The sequence below is a fragment of the Kitasatospora sp. NPDC058243 genome (assembly GCF_042882025.1).
Lineage (GTDB): Bacteria > Actinomycetota > Actinomycetes > Streptomycetales > Streptomycetaceae > Kitasatospora.
Genome location: NZ_JBHVWW010000043.1, coordinates 58,453 through 74,517 on the forward strand (window position 1 = coordinate 58,453; position 16,065 = coordinate 74,517).

The 16,065-nt window shown below is 74.0% G+C and carries 15 protein-coding genes; 12 read left to right on the top strand and 3 right to left on the bottom strand.

All coding sequences use genetic code 11. The features are described from left to right. Positions 1-143: 143 nt before the first annotated feature. A complete protein-coding gene (locus ACFVX9_RS25515; protein ID WP_387983624.1) occupies positions 144-1,313 on the bottom strand; it encodes a sensor histidine kinase in 1,170 nt (389 codons plus the stop codon). Between the two features lie 354 nt (positions 1,314-1,667). Between ACFVX9_RS25515 and ACFVX9_RS25520 the strand changes: the two genes are divergently transcribed. The 11 genes from ACFVX9_RS25520 (at position 1,668) to htpX (ending at position 12,975) form a co-directional block, all read left to right on the top strand. Beyond that, a complete protein-coding gene (locus tag ACFVX9_RS25520; RefSeq protein ID WP_063351317.1) occupies positions 1,668-2,084 on the top strand; it encodes an NADH-quinone oxidoreductase subunit A in 417 nt (138 codons plus the stop codon). Next, complete coding sequence (locus ACFVX9_RS25525) at positions 2,075-2,710, top strand: NADH-quinone oxidoreductase subunit B (RefSeq protein ID WP_063348898.1); 636 nt, start codon at positions 2,075-2,077, stop codon at positions 2,708-2,710. Before ACFVX9_RS25520 ends, ACFVX9_RS25525 begins: the two co-directional genes overlap by 10 nt. Further along, on the top strand, positions 2,707-3,960 hold the full coding sequence (locus ACFVX9_RS25530) for an NADH-quinone oxidoreductase subunit C (RefSeq protein WP_387983611.1): 1,254 nt from the start codon (positions 2,707-2,709) through the stop codon (positions 3,958-3,960). Before ACFVX9_RS25525 ends, ACFVX9_RS25530 begins: the two co-directional genes overlap by 4 nt. Next, on the top strand, positions 3,957-4,916 hold the full coding sequence (gene nuoH / locus ACFVX9_RS25535) for an NADH-quinone oxidoreductase subunit NuoH (protein WP_387983613.1): 960 nt from the start codon (positions 3,957-3,959) through the stop codon (positions 4,914-4,916). The genes ACFVX9_RS25530 and nuoH overlap by 4 nt, the downstream gene beginning before the upstream one ends. After that, entirely contained in the window at positions 4,913-5,485 is a 573-nt protein-coding gene (locus ACFVX9_RS25540; RefSeq protein WP_387983614.1) for a NuoI/complex I 23 kDa subunit family protein, read from the top strand. Before nuoH ends, ACFVX9_RS25540 begins: the two co-directional genes overlap by 4 nt. Beyond that, entirely contained in the window at positions 5,482-6,261 is a 780-nt protein-coding gene (locus tag ACFVX9_RS25545) for an NADH-quinone oxidoreductase subunit J (RefSeq protein WP_387983616.1), read from the top strand. Before ACFVX9_RS25540 ends, ACFVX9_RS25545 begins: the two co-directional genes overlap by 4 nt. Beyond that, positions 6,261-6,632, top strand: coding sequence for an NADH-quinone oxidoreductase subunit NuoK (gene nuoK, locus ACFVX9_RS25550; RefSeq protein WP_350876976.1), 372 nt, complete (start codon positions 6,261-6,263; stop codon positions 6,630-6,632). The genes ACFVX9_RS25545 and nuoK overlap by 1 nt, the downstream gene beginning before the upstream one ends. Next, positions 6,629-8,680 carry an NADH-quinone oxidoreductase subunit L gene (locus ACFVX9_RS25555; RefSeq protein WP_387983617.1) on the top strand — a complete coding sequence of 684 codons (2,052 nt, stop codon included), beginning with the start codon at positions 6,629-6,631 and terminating at the stop codon, positions 8,678-8,680. Before nuoK ends, ACFVX9_RS25555 begins: the two co-directional genes overlap by 4 nt. Positions 8,681-8,742: 62 nt before the next feature. Further along, on the top strand, positions 8,743-10,299 hold the full coding sequence (locus ACFVX9_RS25560; protein WP_380375437.1) for a NuoM family protein: 1,557 nt from the start codon (positions 8,743-8,745) through the stop codon (positions 10,297-10,299). A 56-nt stretch (positions 10,300-10,355) separates the two neighbouring features. Beyond that, positions 10,356-11,951: an NADH-quinone oxidoreductase subunit N gene (locus ACFVX9_RS25565; RefSeq protein ID WP_380558292.1), complete on the top strand. Its 1,596-nt coding sequence runs from the start codon at positions 10,356-10,358 to the stop codon at positions 11,949-11,951. Between the two features lie 160 nt (positions 11,952-12,111). Continuing rightward, the gene (gene htpX / locus ACFVX9_RS25570; protein WP_350876984.1) at positions 12,112-12,975 is read left to right on the top strand and encodes a zinc metalloprotease HtpX; all 864 of its coding nucleotides are present in this window, start codon (positions 12,112-12,114) and stop codon (positions 12,973-12,975) included. A 44-nt stretch (positions 12,976-13,019) separates the two neighbouring features. Here htpX and ACFVX9_RS25575 read toward each other — a convergent pair whose 3' ends face one another. Then, complete coding sequence (locus ACFVX9_RS25575) at positions 13,020-14,474, bottom strand: PLP-dependent aminotransferase family protein (protein WP_387983618.1); 1,455 nt, start codon at positions 14,472-14,474, stop codon at positions 13,020-13,022. Between ACFVX9_RS25575 and ACFVX9_RS25580 the strand changes: the two genes are divergently transcribed. After that, positions 14,473-15,378 carry a DMT family transporter gene (locus ACFVX9_RS25580; RefSeq protein ID WP_387983620.1) on the top strand — a complete coding sequence of 302 codons (906 nt, stop codon included), beginning with the start codon at positions 14,473-14,475 and terminating at the stop codon, positions 15,376-15,378. The genes ACFVX9_RS25575 and ACFVX9_RS25580 overlap by 2 nt on opposite strands. A gap of 48 nt (positions 15,379-15,426) precedes the next feature. On the opposite strand, the gene ACFVX9_RS25585 is transcribed toward ACFVX9_RS25580, so the two are convergent. Then, positions 15,427-15,966 (bottom strand): hypothetical protein, encoded by a 540-nt coding sequence (locus ACFVX9_RS25585; RefSeq protein WP_387983622.1) that lies wholly within the window; start codon positions 15,964-15,966, stop codon positions 15,427-15,429. Between the last annotated feature and the right edge of the window lie 99 nt (positions 15,967-16,065).

The following is a 16,065-nucleotide window of genomic DNA, read 5'->3' on the forward strand; positions in this document are numbered from 1 at the left end:
CTCCGGAGGCCCCCAATACCCCCTAACCGCTCGCTGCCGCCACCCTACCCAAGCGGCCCCACCACCCCCCCCCCCCCCCGCTACCCCCTCGCCTCCTCTCCCCCCTTCTTCTTTCGTTCCCCCCCCCCGTGCCGCGCCCCGGTTCAGCGGCGGGCGGTGCGGGTGCGCCAGGGCAGTTCGACGGTGATGCTGCTCGGGCCGCCCTCCGGACTCTGCACCAGGAGCACCCCGTCCACCGCGCGGATCCGCTCGGTCAGCCCGGCCAGGCCGCTGCCCGGGTAGGGGGCGGCGCCGCCCTTGCCGTCGTCCTGGACCAGCACCATCAGCTGGTTGTCGGAGCGCCAGACGTCGACCGAGGCGGTGCGGGCGCCGGCGTGCTTGGAGACGTTGGTCAGCAGCTCGCTGACGGTGAAGTACGCGATGCCCTCGACCGCCGAGTCCGGGCGCTCGGCCTGGCCGTCCGGCCCCTTCAGGTCGACGTTCACCTTGACCCCGCCGGGGACGGTGCAGCGGGCGGCGACCGAGGACAGGGCCGCGTCCAGGCCGCGGTCGGTGAGCACCGCCGGGTGGATGCCCCGGGCCAGGTCGCGCAGCTCCTGGAGGGCCAGCTTCACCTCGCCGTGCGCGTTGTCGACCATCTTCGTGGCGGCCACCACGTCGTCCTCGGTCTCGACCTCGCGCAGCCGCTCCTTGGCCATGCCCAGGTCCATGGCCAGCGCGACCAGGCGGGCCTGGGCGCCGTCGTGCAGGTCGCGCTCGATCCGGCGCAGGTCGGCGGCGGCGGTGTCGACCACCGTGCCGCGGTCGTCCTCCAGCTCGCGCACCCGCTCGGCCAGGGCGCCCGGGAAGAGCAGCGACTCGACCAGGATCCGGTCGACCGCCGCCAGTGCCCGGATCACCCAGGGCAGCACCGGCCACATCACGGTGACCGCGACCAGGGCCACCGTGAAGCTCAGGATGCCCCAGGGCAGCATCAGCACGTTGTAGAGCGCCGAGCGCCAGTTCAGCAGGTCGGTCAGGTGGGCGATGGTGAAGCCCACCACCCCCGGCCGGCGCTGCTGCACCGGCTCCGGCTCGTGGATCGCGGAGTCGTACGCCGCGCGGGCCCGCCAGCGGCCCAGCCCGCCCAGGGCGCGGGAGACGGCCAGCCCGCCGGCCAGCAGCGGCAGGCCGACCACGGTGATCGACATCCCCAGGCCGGCCGAGAGCGTGATGGCGGTGAGCGCGAAGCCGGCGACGCCGAGCGGCAGGTTGAGCAGCAGCTGGCCGACCTGCCGCCACATCTGCGCGCCGTACAGCGGCGAGCGGACCATCTGAGCGTCCTGCTCCTTGATGGCATCCACGGTGCGGCGGTGCAGCGGCTTCATCTGGATCTACCGTCCCTCTTGGTCGAGCTGGTGGAGCAAGCTTCCCGAACCCGGGGCGGGAGATGCCATGGGGGTGATACATCTTCCGGGACGGGGGTTATCCCTACCCCCGTCCTGGTCGTCGGGCCACTGCCCGGTGCTCGCGGGAGTGTCCACCGGACGTCTTGCGGAGCGGGCAGGGTTCGGGCGGAGCGGAGCCGTCCCCTTAGACTCACGCATTGGCCATGGTTATGACCGTGCGAGGAAACGTCGTAGAACTGCCTTGAGGGGTTGTTCACGGCCGAGGTGGAGGGCGAAGGCATGGAGGGGCAGCATGCGGCTGCCGTCGCGGCCGACCCGGCGGTCGGCGGCGGCTACTTCGACGCGTACGCCGCGATGGGCCTGCTGGCCGTCGTCGGGGTGCTCTTCGTCGCCGCGGCGTTCACGGCCAACCGCCTGCTGCGGCCGGTGGTGTACTCGCCCGAGAAACTCCTCGCCTACGAGTGCGGGGTGGACCCGGTGGGCGAGGACTGGGCGCACACCCAGATCCGCTACTACGTGTACGCCTTCCTGTACGTGATCTTCGCGGTCGACGCGATCTACCTGTTCCCGTGGGCGACGGTCTTCGCCACCGCCGGGTACGGCGCCGGAACGCTGATCGAGATGTTCCTCTTCATCGGCTTCCTCGCGGTCGGCCTGCTCTACGCCTGGAAGAAGGGCGTTCTGGAATGGACGTGACGCACACCCACTCGCACGGCGCCCAGGGCGGGCCGGTCCCACTCGGCCTCCCGGACCCGTCGCGCCCCGGCGCCGTCGAGCGCCGTGGCATCGGCCCGCTGGCCCGGCTCGCGCCCGACCCGGTCAAGGTCGTGCTCAACTGGGGCCGCCGCTACAGCCTCTGGTGCTTCAACTTCGGCCTGGCCTGCTGCGCGATCGAGTTCATCGCCGCGTCCATGGCCAAACACGACTTCATCCGGATGGGTGTCATTCCGTTCGCGCCCGGACCCCGTCAGGCCGACCTGATGATCGTCTCGGGGACGGTGACCGACAAGATGGCGCCCGCCGTCAAGCGCCTCTACGAGCAGATGCCCGAGCCGAAGTACGTCATCTCCTTCGGCGCCTGCTCCAACTCCGGCGGCCCGTACTGGGACTCCTACTCGGTGACCAAGGGCGTGGACCAGATCATCCCGGTCGACGTCTACGTGCCCGGCTGCCCGCCCCGGCCCGAGGCGCTGCTCCAGGGCATCCTCAAGCTCCAGGAGAAGATCGCCGCCGAGTCGCTGCCCGACCGCTACGCCGCGCCCGCGGCGGCGCTGCGCCGCCCGCTGGTGACGGGGCCTTCGACCGAGGGAGGGGCCTCATGACTTCCGCCGAGCAGTACGCGGCGTCGGTCGGGGAGTGGGCGACCGGCGCCGAGGCTTACGGGCTGGTCACCGTCGACGTCCCCGCCGAGCACTGGATCGAGGCGCTCACCAACGCCCGCGACGCGCTCGGCCTGGGCTACTTCGACTGGCTGAGCGCCGTCGACGAACTGGCCGAGGGCTTCTCCGTGGTCGCCCACCTCGCCTCCGCCGACGCCCCGGGCGTGCTGCGCCACCTGGCGCTGCGCACCCGGGTGCCGCGGGACAAGGCCGCGCTGCCCACCGCCGTACCGGTCTACGCGGGCGCCGCCTGGCACGAGCGCGAGACCCACGAGATGTTCGGCATCGACTTCCCCGGACACCCCTACCTCGCCACCCTGCTGCTGCCGGACGGCTTCGAGGGGTACCCGCTGCGCAAGGAGTTCGTGCTCGCGGCCCGGGTCGCCAAGGCCTGGCCGGGAGCCAAGGAGCCGGGCGAGTCGGACCACGGCGACGGGCCCGCCCGGCGCAAGATGCAGCCGGCCGGGGTGCCGGACCCGAACGAGTGGGGGCCGCTGAAGGGCACCCTGCCGCCGGTCGCCGAGCGGCCCGCGCGTGGTGCGCGGGCGGCGGGCGCGGCCGGGCGGACGCCCCGGGCTGCTGGTGCTGCCGGCGCTGCTGCTGGTGCTGCTGCCGGCGCCGAGGGTGCGGCGGCGGTGCGGGCGGACCGGCCGCGGCGGACCAGGACGGTGGCGGAGGGGTCGGCGAGTCAGGCGGGGGCCGAGGCTGCTGGTGCCGTCGCTCCGGACGCTGCTTCGGCTGCTGGTGAGGCTGCTGCTCCGACCGCTGGTTCGGCCGCTGCTTCGGCCGCTGGCGAGGCGGCGCCCGTGGTGCGGGCGGACCGGCCGCGTCGGGTCAGGTCGGTGTCCGACGGATCGGTCAGTCAGGCTGCGGAGGCGGCGCCCGCCGAGGCTGCCGAGGCCGCTGCGCCTGCCGAGCCGAAGGCCGAGGGCTCGGCGTCGCCGCGGACCCGGTCCTCGGACGCGCCCTGGCACAACCCGGTGCCCGCGCACGACGAGCCCGCGAAGCCCGCCGAGGCGAAGGCACCGGCCGAGGCGCAGACACCGGCCGAGCCCGCGAAGCCTGTGGAGAAGCCTGCGGAGGAGTCTGCCGAGGAGCAGTCGCCCGTCGAGCCGGCGAAGCCCGCCGCGCCCGCGGGTGAGCAGGACGAGACGTCGGCCGGACCGGCCGGCCAGGACGGAGACGGCGCGTGAACCTGCTCGACACGGTGCTGCGCTGCGTCGCCACCCTGGTCGTCTTCCTCACCCTCCCGCTGGTCATCGGCCAGATCGAGCACAAGGTCATGGCGCACATGCAGGGCCGGCTCGGCCCGATGTACGCGGGCGGCTTCCACGGCTGGGCGCAGCTCGTCGCGGACGGCGTGAAGTTCGCGCAGAAGGAGGACATCGTCCCGGCCGGGGCGGACCGCCGGATCTTCCAGCTGGCGCCCGCCGTCTCGCTGCTGCCGTACCTCTTCGTGCTGCTGGCGATCCCGGTCGGCCCGAACGGCTTCGTCGGCCAGGCGATCGACGCCGGCCTGTTCTTCGTGCTGGCCGTGATGGGCGTCGGCGTGATCGGCAAGCTGATGGCCGGCTGGGCCTCGGCGAACAAGTTCTCGCTGCTCGGCGGCCTGCGCACGGCCGCGCAGCTGATGTCGTACGAGCTGCCGATGGTGCTGGCGGCGGCCTCGGTGGCGATGGCCGCCGGCACGCTCTCGCTGCCCGGGATCGTGGACGCCTGGGAGTGGTACTGGCTGCCCTGGCAGCTCATCGGCGCGTTCGTGTTCTTCACGGCCGGTCTGGCCGAGCTCCAGCGCCCGCCGTTCGACATGCCGGTCGCCGATTCGGAGATCATCTTCGGCGCGTACACCGAGTACACGGGCCTGCGCTTCGGGTTCTTCCTGCTGTCGGAGTACGCGGGCATCCTGGTGGTGTCGGCGCTGACCGCGGTGCTCTTCCTGGGCGGCTGGCACGGCCCGCTGGCGGACCAGCTCGGCTGGCTCTGGATGATCCTGAAGACCTTCGCGCTGGCCTTCGTGGTCATCTGGCTGCGGGTCACCTACCCGCGTCTGCGCGAGGACCAGCTGATGCGCTTCGCGTGGACCGTGCTGATTCCGCTCGCCCTCGTCCAGCTGGCCCTGACCGGCGTCATCAAGGTGGCGATCTCATGAGTTTTCCCGGTGCCGGCCTGGCCAAGGGCCTGGCCGTGACCCTGCGGACGATGACGAAGAAGACCGTCACCGCGCAGTACCCCGACGTGCAGCCGGCGCTGCCGCCGCGTTCGCGCGGCGTCATCGCGCTGCTGGAGGAGAACTGCACGGTGTGCATGCTCTGCGCGCGCGAGTGCCCGGACTGGTGCATCTACATCGACTCCCACAAGGAGACGCTGCCGGCCGCCGAGCCGAACGCGCGGGCCCGCACCCGCAACGTGCTGGACCGGTTCGCCATCGACTTCTCGCTCTGCATGTACTGCGGGATCTGTATCGAGGTGTGCCCCTTCGACGCGCTGTTCTGGTCGCCCGAGTTCGAGTACGCCGAGACCGACATCCTGGAGCTGACCCACGAGCGGGACAAGCTCCGCGAGTGGATGTGGACCGTCCCGGCGCCGCCGGCGCTGGACCCGGCGGCCGAGGAGCCCAAGGAGATCACCACCGCGCGCAAGGCGGCGGACAAGCTGGCCGCCGCCGCAGCGGCCGCAGCGGCTGCCTCGGCGGCCTCGGATGAGGGGGAGGCCCAGTGAGCGCCGCCACCCTGCTCGCGGCGACCGGCTCGCTGGAGCCGGCCGCCCGTTCGTTCCTGTCCCCGACCGGGGTGGAGATCGTCTTCCTGCTGGTCGGCATCGCCGTGCTCGGCTCGGCCGTGGTCGCCGTCAGCACCAAGCAACTGGTGCACGCCGCGCTCTGGCTGGTGGTCGCGCTGGGCGGGCTGGCGGTGGAGTTCCTGCTGCTCACCGCCGAGTTCATCGCCTGGGTGCAGGTGCTGATCTACCTCGGCTCGGTGATCGTTCTGGTGCTGTTCGGGCTGATGCTCACCAAGGCGCCGATCGGGCGTTCGCCGGACGCCGACTCCAAGAACCGCTGGGTGGCCCTGGTCGTGGCGCTCGCCTCGGCCGGGACGCTGGTGACGCTGGTCGTCGACGCCTTCCGGACCTCCTGGATCGACCTCGGCGCGGGGGGCGGCTCGGCCGCCGTCACCGGGGCGAGCCTGTTCCGCCACTGGGTGCTGCCCTTCGAGGCCCTCTCCGTGCTGCTGCTGGCGGCGCTGGTCGGCGCGATCGTGCTGTCGCGCGGGTCGACGCGGCGGGTGCCGCCGCCCCGGGCGAGCCGGCTGCGGGCCGGCCGGCCGGTGGGCTCGAACGGGACCGTCGCCGCCACCGTGCCCCGGCCTGCGCCGGAGAACCCGGCGGCCCCTGAGGCCCCTGAGGCCACGGCGGACGCAGAGGCCCCGGCGGCCCCGAAGGCCGCAGAGGCTGCGCCCGCTGCGCCGTCCGCGCCGTCCGCGCCGGAGGAGAGCTGATGCACCTCGCCTACCCCGTCGTCCTCGCCGCGCTGCTGTTCAGCGTCGGCGTGTACGGCGTGCTCGCCCGGCGTAACGCCGTCCTGGTCCTGATGTCCGTCGAGCTGATGCTCAACGCCGTCAACCTCAACCTGGTCGCCTTCGACACCTGGCTGCGCGACTCGCTGCACGCCGGCCAGGCGCTCACCCTGTTCACCATCACCGTCGCCGCCGCCGAGATCGGGCTGGGGCTCGCCATCGTCCTGCTGCTGTTCCGGGCCCGGGGCACCGCGGACATCGACCGGGCCACCGCGCTCGGCGATCCGGCGGAGCCGCTCGCCGAGGAGACGCCGGCCGGAGCCGAGGCGCTGAAGGGCCAGGCCGCCGCATGAACCTCGCCCTGCCCGCCCTCGTCCCCGCGCTGCCCGCACTCGGGGCCGCCGCGACCCTGGCCGTCGGCAAGAAGGCGCCCGGCCTGGCCCGGCCGCTGGCCATCGTGCCGGTCGCCGTCTCGGCCGTGCTCGCCCTGGTCGTCGCCCTCCAGCTCGGCACCGGCCAGGCGCTGGACGCCGCCACCCGGCTCACTCCGACCGGTGGCCCGGACATCGCGCTCGCCCTCTACCTGGACGGCTTCAGCTCGCTGATCTCCGTGCTGGTCGGCCTGGTCGCCACCTGCGTGCAGGTCTACTCGACCGCGTACCTCAGGAAGGACCCGCGCTACCCGTCGTACGCCGCGCTGGTCTCGCTGTTCACCGCGGCGATGTTCCTGGTGGTCTACTCGGGCGACCTGATCGTGCTGCTGGTCGGCTGGGAGGTCATGGGCATCTGCTCGTACTTCCTGATCGGCCACCACTGGGAGACCGAGGACGCCCGTTCGGCCTCGCTGAAGGCCTTCCTGGTCACCAAGCTCGGCGACGTGCCGTTCCTGTTCGGGATCTTCCTGCTCGGCGCGGACGCCGGCAGCTTCCGGATCCCCGACGTGCTGGCCGCCGCGACCGACGGGCGGCTCGGCCACCCGACGCTGATCGCCCTGCTGCTGCTCGCCGGGGTGGCCGGCAAGAGCGCGCAGTTCCCGCTGCACACCTGGCTCCCGGACGCCATGGCCGGCCCGACGCCGGTCTCCGCGCTGATCCACGCCGCCACCATGGTCGCGGCCGGCATCTACCTGGTCGCCCGGCTGCTGCCGGTGTTCCTGCTGTCGGGCGCGGCGCTGGTCGTGCTGGCCGTGATGGCCGCCGTGACGATGATCGGCTCGGCGCTCTGCGCGCTCGCCCAGGACGACCTCAAACGGGTGCTCGCCTACTCCACTGTCGGCCAGCTCGGCTACATGGCCGGGGCGCTGGCCACCGGCGACCGCGAGGCCTCCGTCTTCCACCTGGTCAGCCACGGTGCCTTCAAGGCGCTGCTGTTCCTGGCCGCCGGCGTGGTGATCCACGCCGCGCACACCAACTCGATCTCCGCGATGTCCCGGATCCCCGGGCTGCGCAAGCGCGTCCCGGACGCCTACTGGACGATGGGCATCGCGCTCGTCGCCCTGGTCGGGCTGCCGCCGTTCTCCGGCTTCTTCAGCAAGGAGGCGGTGCTGACCGCCGCCGAGCACGCCGCCAACGGCGAGGCGCTCACCAACGGGCTCGGCCCGGCCTCGGCCGTGCCGGAGGCCGCCGGGTGGATCGTGCTGATCTCCGCCGGACTCACCGCGCTGCTCACCGCCGCGTACGCGACCCGGCTCTTCCTGGTCAGCTTCCACAGCCCGCAGGCTGCCGGGGCGCAGGCTGGCGGGGCGTCGCAGGCCGTGGCGTCTGCGGCCGGGCACGAGGCGGACGCGCCGTACTCGCCCGAGCTCGACGAGGCCGACCCGGCCACCGCCGAGCCGCCCGCGATGCGCTGGCCGCTCTGGGTGCTGGCGATCCCGACCATGGGCTTCGGCGTCGCCGGCCTGCGCTCGGACTGGCTGCCCGCGCTGCTGGACGGCGGCTCGCTGCGCCCCTCGGCCGTCACCGCCGTCATCGGCACCGGGCTCGCCGTGGTCGGCGTGCTCGCGGCGTACGGCGCCTGGCGCTCGGCGACCGCGCGGCTGGCCACCGGCCGCCCGGCCCCGGCCGACGCCGGCCGGGTGCCCGAGCAGGCCGGAGCCCCGGCCGCCGAGGTGATCGTCGCCGACCCCGGGCGCACCCTGCTCGGCCCGCTGTTCGGTCCGGCCCGGCACGGCTTCGGCGTCGACCGGCTGTACCACGCGCTGTTCGTCCGCCCGGTGACCGCCGCCGCCCGGCTGGTCCGCTTCCTCGACCGCGAGGTCGTCGAGACCTACGTGCGTGGCAGCGGGGCCGGCGCCAACCTGCTCGGCCGGGCCGTCCGGCTCGCGCAGACCGGCAACGCGCAGACCTACCTCAGCGCGTTGCTCGCCGGCGTCGTCCTGCTGGCCGTCCTGGTGGCGGTGTAGCGGATGTCGTACCCCCTCTCCCCGGTTCTCCCGATTCCGACCGCCGCCCGTAGGAGCCCCCGATGAACGCAGTCCTCATCGCCCTCCTGGTGCTGCCGCTGCTCGGCGCCGCGCTCACCCTGGCGCCGGTGTTCGGCCGGGAGCCGGCCGCCGCCGACCGGCGGGCGTTGCGGCTGAACAGCGTCGTCACCGGCGCGGTGCTGCTGCTCACCGTCGCCCTGGCGGCCGGTTTCGACCACGACGAGCCCGCCCGGATGCAGGCCACCACCGACGTGTCCTGGATCCCGGCCCTCAACGTGCGCCTCCACCTCGGCGTGGACGGCATCTCGCTGCCGCTGATCGTGCTGACCGCACTGCTCACCTTCCTCTGCGCGCTGTACTCGGAGAAGCGGCTGCCGGGCGGGGATGGCGTGCCGTCGGCGAAGGCCTTCGTCGGGCTGTTCCTCCTCCTCGAAGTCGGCATGCTCGCCACCTTCGCGGTGCTGGACCTCCTGCTCTTCTTCCTGGCCTTCGAGATCGTGCTGATCCCGATGTACTTCCTGATCGCCCGCTGGGGGAGCGGGGCGAAGGCCCCGGCCGCCAACCGGTTCATCCTGTACACGCTGCTCGGCTCGGCCGTGATGCTGCTCGGTTTCCTGCTGATCGGCAGCAAGGCCGGCACCTTCGACATGCAGGCCCTGGCCGCCGCGCACGGCAACGGCCTGAGCCACACCACCCAGGTGATCGCCGCCCTGGCGATCATGGTCGGGCTCGCGGTCAAGGCCCCCGCCTGGCCGCTGCACAGCTGGCTCCCGGACGCGCACACCGCCGCTCCGACGGTCGGCTCGGTGCTGCTCGCCGGCGTGCTGCTGAAGATGGGCACGTACGGTCTGGTCCGCGTCCTCCTCCCGGTCGTGCCCGACGGCACCGCGACGCTCGCCCCCTACCTGGGCGCGTTCGCCGCCGTCGGCATCGTCTACGGATCACTGGCCTGTCTGGCGCTGGCCCGCCCCGGCGCCAAGGGCGACCTCAAGCGCCTGATCGCGTACTCCTCCGTCGGCCACATGGGCTTCGTGCTGCTGGGCATCGCCTCCCTCACTCCGGTGGGCGTCAACGGCGCGCTGTTCGCCAACATCGCCCACGGTCTGATCACCGGTCTGCTGTTCTTCCTCGTCGGCGCCCTCAAGGACCGCTACGGCACGGCGGACCTCGACACCCTCTCCGGTGCCACCGGCGCCGCCCTGTACGGCCGCGCCCCGCGGATCGGCGCGCTGCTCGCCTTCGCCGCCGTGGCCAGCCTCGGCCTGCCCGGCCTGGCCGGCTTCTGGGGCGAGCTGCTCGCCATGTTCGGCGCGTTCGACCCGGCCGACGGCCTGTCGCGCCCCGCGTTCGTCACCTACATGGTCCTGGCCGGTCTCGGCACCCTCCTCACCGCCGCCTACCTGCTGATCGTGGTCAAGCGCGTCTGCATGGGCGACCCCCAGCAGCCCGCCCCGGTGGACCAGGTCGCCGACCTGCGCCCGTACGAGGCCGTCAGCTGGACGCCGCTGGCCGCCCTCACCCTGCTCGCCGGCCTCTGGCCCGCGCTCCTGCTCGGCCTCTCCGACCCCGCCGTCAAGCACCTCCTCGGGGGTGGCTGACCGTGCTCGGAGCCCAGATCGCCGCACTCGGACCTCACTCCACGGGGCAGCACACTGTGACCTCCCTCGCCGTAGCCAACCCGGGCAGCCTGATCCAGTCCGTGGACTGGGTGGCGATCGCGCCCCCGCTGATCGCCGCGGTGGCCGCCCTCGCCGTCCTGCTCACCGACCTGTTCCTGCCCGAGCGGCACCGGAAGTGGCTCGGCCGCCTCGCCGCGGCCGGACTCGCCCTCGCCCTCATCGCACTCCTCCCCCTCACCGGGGGATCACCCCGGGCGACCTTCTGTGTGCAGAACGTAGCAGGGGGGTCTGACACTCCAGCGACCAGCGTCTCCGCCGCGGGAGGCTGCTCGTACGTCGCCGACCACTTCGCCCTGGTGTTCCAGCTGCTCGCCCTCGGCGGCGCGCTGATCGCCGCCCTGCTCTCCGCGCACACCGTCGAGGAGGAGAAGCTGCCCGGCGGCGAGTACTGGTTCCTGCTGCTCTCCAGCGCCACCGGCGCCGCGCTGCTGCCCGCCTCCCGCGACCTCGCCACCATGGTGATCGCGCTGGAGGTCGCCTCGCTGCCCGCCTTCGCCCTGGTCGCGCTGCGCCGGGACGGCCGGGGCGCCGAGGCCGCGCTCAAGTTCTTCGTCTCCTCCGTCACCGCCACGGCCGTGATGCTGCTCGGCGTCGGCTTCGTCTACGCGGCCAGCGGCAGCCTGCACCTCGGCGCCGTCGCCCAGGGCCTGGAACACGCCCCCGGGCAGCTCAAGCCGCTGGCCGAGGCGGGCGCCGTGCTGACCCTGGTCGGGTTCGCCTTCAAGGTCGCCGCCGTCCCGTTCCACTTCTGGGTGCCCGACACCTACATCGGCGCCCCGCTGCCGGTGGCCGGCTACCTCTCGGTGGTCGGCAAGGCGGCCGGCCTGTCCGGCCTCGCGCTCGCCACCACCATCGCCTTCCGCCCGTACGCGCACACCTGGGGCCTGGCGCTCGCCGTGCTGGCCGCCGTCACCATGACGGTGGGCAACGTCGGCGCGCTGCGCCAGCGCTTCGACACCCGCTACAGCGCGGTGCGGCTGCTCGCCTGGTCGTCCGTCGGCCAGGCCGGCTACCTGCTGGTGCCGCTCGCCGCCGCCGGCTACGCGCCCACCGGGGTCGACCCGCTCGGTGCCACCGCCGCGTACGCGCTGATCTACGGCGTGGTGAACCTCGGCGCGTTCGGCGTGGTCGCGGCGGTCGGCCGCCGGGCCGGGACCAGCGTGGACGACTTCCGCGGCCTGTTCGCCCGGCGCCGCTGGACGGCCCTCGCGCTCGCCTTCTTCCTGCTCTGCCTGGCCGGGCTGCCCCCGGGCGTGATCGGCCTGTTCGGCAAGGTCGTGGTGTTCCGCGCGGCCGTCGACGCGGGGCTGGGCTGGCTGGCCGTCGTGATGGCCGCCAACGTGGTCGTCGCGCTGTACTACTACCTGCTCTGGACGACCCGGCTGTTCGCCCCGGCGCCGGGTGCCGAGGAAGGTGCCGCGCCGGGCGCCGCACCGGTCGGCGAGGCCGGGGCCGAAGGCCGGCTGCCGGCCACCCTGACCGCCACGCTGGGGCTCACCGCCTCGGTGGCCGTGGTCCTCTCCTTCGCTCCGCAGCTGGTCCTCCAGGTCGCTGGCGGAAGCCTGTTCTGAGCGCGCACCCGCCCGGCCGGCCGTCGCGGTCCGGCCCGGCGGGGTGCCGCGGCGGTGTCACGCCGGTCACAAGGGAACAAGGCCCGGGCCCCCACCCGTTGACCGGGCAAGAGGGACGAGGCAGAAAGGGCTTCCCCACCGCACCATTGGAGGGCCTGACGTGCACCGCCGGCACAACGGACTGAGGACCGCCGTCCTGCTCGGAGGCCTCTCGGCGCTCATCTTGGTGATCGGCGGATTCTTCGGCCGAACCGGCTTGGTGATCGCCCTGCTGGTCGCCCTCGGCACCAACGCCTACGCCTACTGGAACAGTGACAAGCTCGCGCTGCGGGCCATGCGGGCCCGGCCGGTCAGCGAGATCGAGGCGCCGCGGCTCTACCGGATCGTCCGCGAGCTCTCCACCGCGGCCCGCCAGCCGATGCCGCGCCTCTACATCTCCCCGACCCCCGCGCCGAACGCCTTCGCCACCGGCCGCAACCCGCGCAACGCGGCCGTCTGCTGCACCGACGGCATCCTGCAGCTGCTGGACGAACGCGAGCTGCGGGGCGTGCTCGGGCACGAGCTGAGCCACGTCTACAACCGGGACATCCTGATCTCCTCGGTCGCCGGGGCGCTCGCCTCGGTGGTGATGTTCCTGGTGAACTTCGCCTGGCTGATCCCCTTCGGCCGCAGCGACGACGACGACGGGCCCGGCCTCTTCGGCATGCTCGCCATCATGATCCTCGGCCCGCTGGCGGCCGGGCTCATCCAGCTGGCCGTCAGCCGCTCCCGCGAGTACCAGGCCGATGCCGACGGCGCCCGGATCACCGGCGACCCGCTCGCCCTGGCCGGTGCCCTGCGCAAGCTCGACGCCGGTACCCGCAGGCTGCCCCTCCCGCCGGAGCCGCAGATCCAGACCGCCAGCCACATGATGATCGCCAGCCCGTTCCGCCCCGGCGAGGCCGGCGCCCGGCTCTTCTCCACCCACCCGCCGATGGCGGAGCGCATCGCCCGGCTGGAGCGGATGGCGGGCTACGGGCGCTGAGGCCTGCTCCGGGCGCTGAGGCCTGCTCCGCGCGGGGCCGGAGGTCAGGCCGGCAGGTCCTCGTAGGCCCGGCGGAGGCGGTGGATCCCCTCGACGGCGTGCGCGGAGCTCTCGGCGGCGGCGTAGCTGAGGCGCAGGTGCGGGGCCGGGGGTTCGGCGGCGTGGTACGGGCGGCCGGGGGTGACCTGGACGCCGGCGCGCAGGGCGGCGGCGGTGAGGGCGGCGTCGTCGACGCCGTCCGGGAGCCGCAGCCACAGGTGGTAGCCGCCGGGCCGGTAGGTGCCGAGCAGGCCGGGGAGTTCGCGGTGCAGGGCGGCGGCGGTGGCGGTGCGGCGGGTCCGCAGTTCCGCCCCGAGGGCGCGCAGGTGGCGGGCCCAGCCGGGGTCGGCGACCAGCTCCAGCGTCGCCTCCTGGAGCGGCCGGGGCACGAAGAAGCTGTCCACCACCTGGGTGGCCCGGAGCCGGGCCAGGGCCGGGCCGCGCGCGGTGAGCGCGCCGACCCGCAGGTTGGGCGAGGCGGCCTTGGTCAGCGACCGCAGGTGCACCACGACCCCGTCCTGGTCGTCGGCGGCGAGCGGGCGCGGCAGCGCGGGGGCGTCCGCGTGGACGAGCAGGCGGGCGAAGTCGTCCTCGACGACGAACGCGCCGGCCGCCCGGGCGATCCGCAGCACCTCGGAGCGCCGGGTGGGTGAGAGCACCGCGCCGGTCGGGTTCTGGAACAGCGGCTGGCAGACGAAGACCCGCGCCCGGGTGGCCTCGAAGGCGTCGGCCAGCAGGTCGGTGCGCACGCCGTCGGCGTCGACCGGGACGGGGACGGGCCGCAGCCCGGCCGCGCGGACGACCGCCAGGATGCCCGAGTAGGTCGGCGACTCCACCAGCACGGGCGCGCCGGGCGCGGCGAGCGAGCGCATGGCCACGGTGAGCCCGCCCTGCCCGCCGGAGGTGATCAGGACGTCCCCGGCGCCGATCGGCCCGCCGGTGCCGCCGATGTCGCGGGCGAACCAGCCGCGCAACTCGGTGAGGCCGTCGGTGGGCGGCCGGTTCCAGGCGCCCGGGCGCCGGCCGGCCCGGGCGAGGGCGGTGGCCAGCAGGCGTTCGGGCAGCAGCGAGGCGTGCGGGTAGCCGCTGTTGAGGTCGATGACGTCGGGCGGGGGCACGCGGAGGGTGGCGAACACCGGGGCGGCCAGCAGGTCGCGGGGGTCGGAGTCGGCGCTGAGCGCGACCTCCTGCCAGGAGAGGTCGCCGGGACGGGCGGCGGGCGCGGCGGTGCCGGCCGGGCGCCCGGCGAAGGCCGCCGCGCGGAACACCCCGGCGCCCGGCCGGGAGACCACCAGGCCCTCGGCCGCGAGGACCGCGATGGCCCGGGAGACCGTCACCGGGCTGACCTGATGGCGCTCCACCAGCACCCGGCTGGAGGGCAGCTTTCGCCCCTCCGGGTAGCGCTCGACCTCCCGCCGCAGCCTGTCGGCGAGTTCGGTCACACTGCTACGCTCGTTCATGACGGCACAAGATAGCGCTACCCACCCGTCGGCGGTAGCACCGCGAAGCCCCGCCTCCGGCACCGCCCTGGCCGCCCTCGGGGTGGCCTCCTTCTCCCTCAGCTTCCCCGCGACCGCGTGGGCCCTGACCGGCTTCGGCCCGTGGACCGCGACCGGGCTGCGCGGCGCCCTGGCGGGAGTGCTGGCCGCGCTCTACCTGGTGGCCGTCGGCGCCCCGCTGCCGAAGCGGCGGCACTGGCCCGCCCTGCTGGTGGTGTCGGGCGGCTGCGTGCTGGGCTTCCCGCTGCTGACCACGCTCGCCCTGCGGACCTCCTCGACGGCCCACTCGGCGGTGGTCATCGGTGTCCTGCCGCTGGCCACCGCGGTGTGCGCGGCGCTGCGCACCGGCCGTCGGCCGTCCCGGGCGTTCTGGGCGGCGGCGGTGGCGGGGGCGGCGGCCGTCCTCGGCTTCACCCTGCTGCAGAGCCACGGTCGGCCGACCGTCGCGGACCTGCTCCTGTTCGTCGGGGTGGCGATCTGCGCGGCCGGGTACGCGGAGGGCGGGCGGCTCTCCCGGGACCTGCCGGGAGCCCAGGTGATCGCCTGGGCGGTGGTGGCCGCGCTGCCGGTGACGCTGCTGACCGCGGCCCTCGCGCTGCCCGCCGAGCCGGTCCACCTCGGGGCGAAGGCGCTGACCGGGCTGGCGTACACGGCGGCGGTGTCGCAGTTCGGCGGGTTCGTGCTCTGGTACCGGGGGATGGCGGAGATCGGGGTGCCGCGGGCCAGCCAACTGCAGCTCGCGCAGCCGCTGTTGACGCTGGTCTGGTCGGTGCTGCTGCTGGGCGAGGACCTGCCGGCGGCCGCACCCGTCACGGCGGTGGTGGTGCTGGTCTGCATCGCGGTCACCCAGCGGGCCCGGACCTGAGGCGGGCCCGGACCTGAGACGGGTCCGGGCGCGCGGGCCACCGGGGCGTCAGAGCGTGGTGCCCTCCTGGGGGCGGTAGACGCAGAGCGCGCAGATGATGAAGACGTCCAGTGCGATCACCACGAGCGACCAGAGCGGGAAGTACGGCAGGACCAGGAAGCTGTCGAGGGCACTCAGCGAGGTGAGGAAGATACCGGCGTAGCGGGCCCAGGCGGCGCCCTTGAGCAGGAACGCGCCGGTCACCGCGACCAGCACGCCGACGACGATGTGGACCCAGCCCCAGCCGGTGAGGTCGAACCGGAAGACGTAGCGGGGGGTGTGGACGAAGAGGTCGTCGTTGGAGACCGCCATGATGCCCCGGAGGGCCTCCATGATGCCGTTGATCAGCATCAGCACACCGGCGAACATCACCAGGCCGGGCGCCCAGTCGCGGAACTCGTTGCCCGGCGTCGGCTGCGGCGTGCCGGGGGTGGTGCGCCAGGTCTGCCCGGGCTGTTCGGGGCCGGTGCGTCGGGGCTGCCCGGGCTGCTCGGGGCCGGTGCGCGGGGGCTGCTCCGGCTGCGCGGGGTCGGGCGACGGGCTGCTCATGGACTCCTCCGTAAGGTGTTAGGTGGCCCGGGAGGGCCGGATGTGGCTGATGGGTTCTTGCCGACCGTGGCTTCCCTGGAGTGGCCGTCCGGCTCTCCG

Excerpts from the sequence above, each read along its gene's own strand:
- ACFVX9_RS25515 (WP_387983624.1), bottom strand. The coding sequence starts at position 1,313 with ATGGTCCGCTCGCCGCTGTACGGCGCGCAGATGTGGCGGCAGGTCGGC.
- ACFVX9_RS25520 (WP_063351317.1), top strand. The coding sequence starts at position 1,668 with ATGGAGGGGCAGCATGCGGCTGCCGTCGCGGCCGACCCGGCGGTCGGC.
- ACFVX9_RS25525 (WP_063348898.1), top strand. The coding sequence starts at position 2,075 with ATGGACGTGACGCACACCCACTCGCACGGCGCCCAGGGCGGGCCGGTC.
- ACFVX9_RS25530 (WP_387983611.1), top strand. The coding sequence starts at position 2,707 with ATGACTTCCGCCGAGCAGTACGCGGCGTCGGTCGGGGAGTGGGCGACC.
- ACFVX9_RS25540 (WP_387983614.1), top strand. The coding sequence starts at position 4,913 with ATGAGTTTTCCCGGTGCCGGCCTGGCCAAGGGCCTGGCCGTGACCCTG.
- nuoK (WP_350876976.1), top strand. The coding sequence starts at position 6,261 with ATGCACCTCGCCTACCCCGTCGTCCTCGCCGCGCTGCTGTTCAGCGTC.
- ACFVX9_RS25555 (WP_387983617.1), top strand. The coding sequence starts at position 6,629 with ATGAACCTCGCCCTGCCCGCCCTCGTCCCCGCGCTGCCCGCACTCGGG.
- ACFVX9_RS25560 (WP_380375437.1), top strand. The coding sequence starts at position 8,743 with ATGAACGCAGTCCTCATCGCCCTCCTGGTGCTGCCGCTGCTCGGCGCC.
- ACFVX9_RS25580 (WP_387983620.1), top strand. The coding sequence starts at position 14,473 with ATGACGGCACAAGATAGCGCTACCCACCCGTCGGCGGTAGCACCGCGA.
- ACFVX9_RS25575 (WP_387983618.1), bottom strand. The coding sequence starts at position 14,474 with ATGAACGAGCGTAGCAGTGTGACCGAACTCGCCGACAGGCTGCGGCGG.
- ACFVX9_RS25585 (WP_387983622.1), bottom strand. The coding sequence starts at position 15,966 with ATGAGCAGCCCGTCGCCCGACCCCGCGCAGCCGGAGCAGCCCCCGCGC.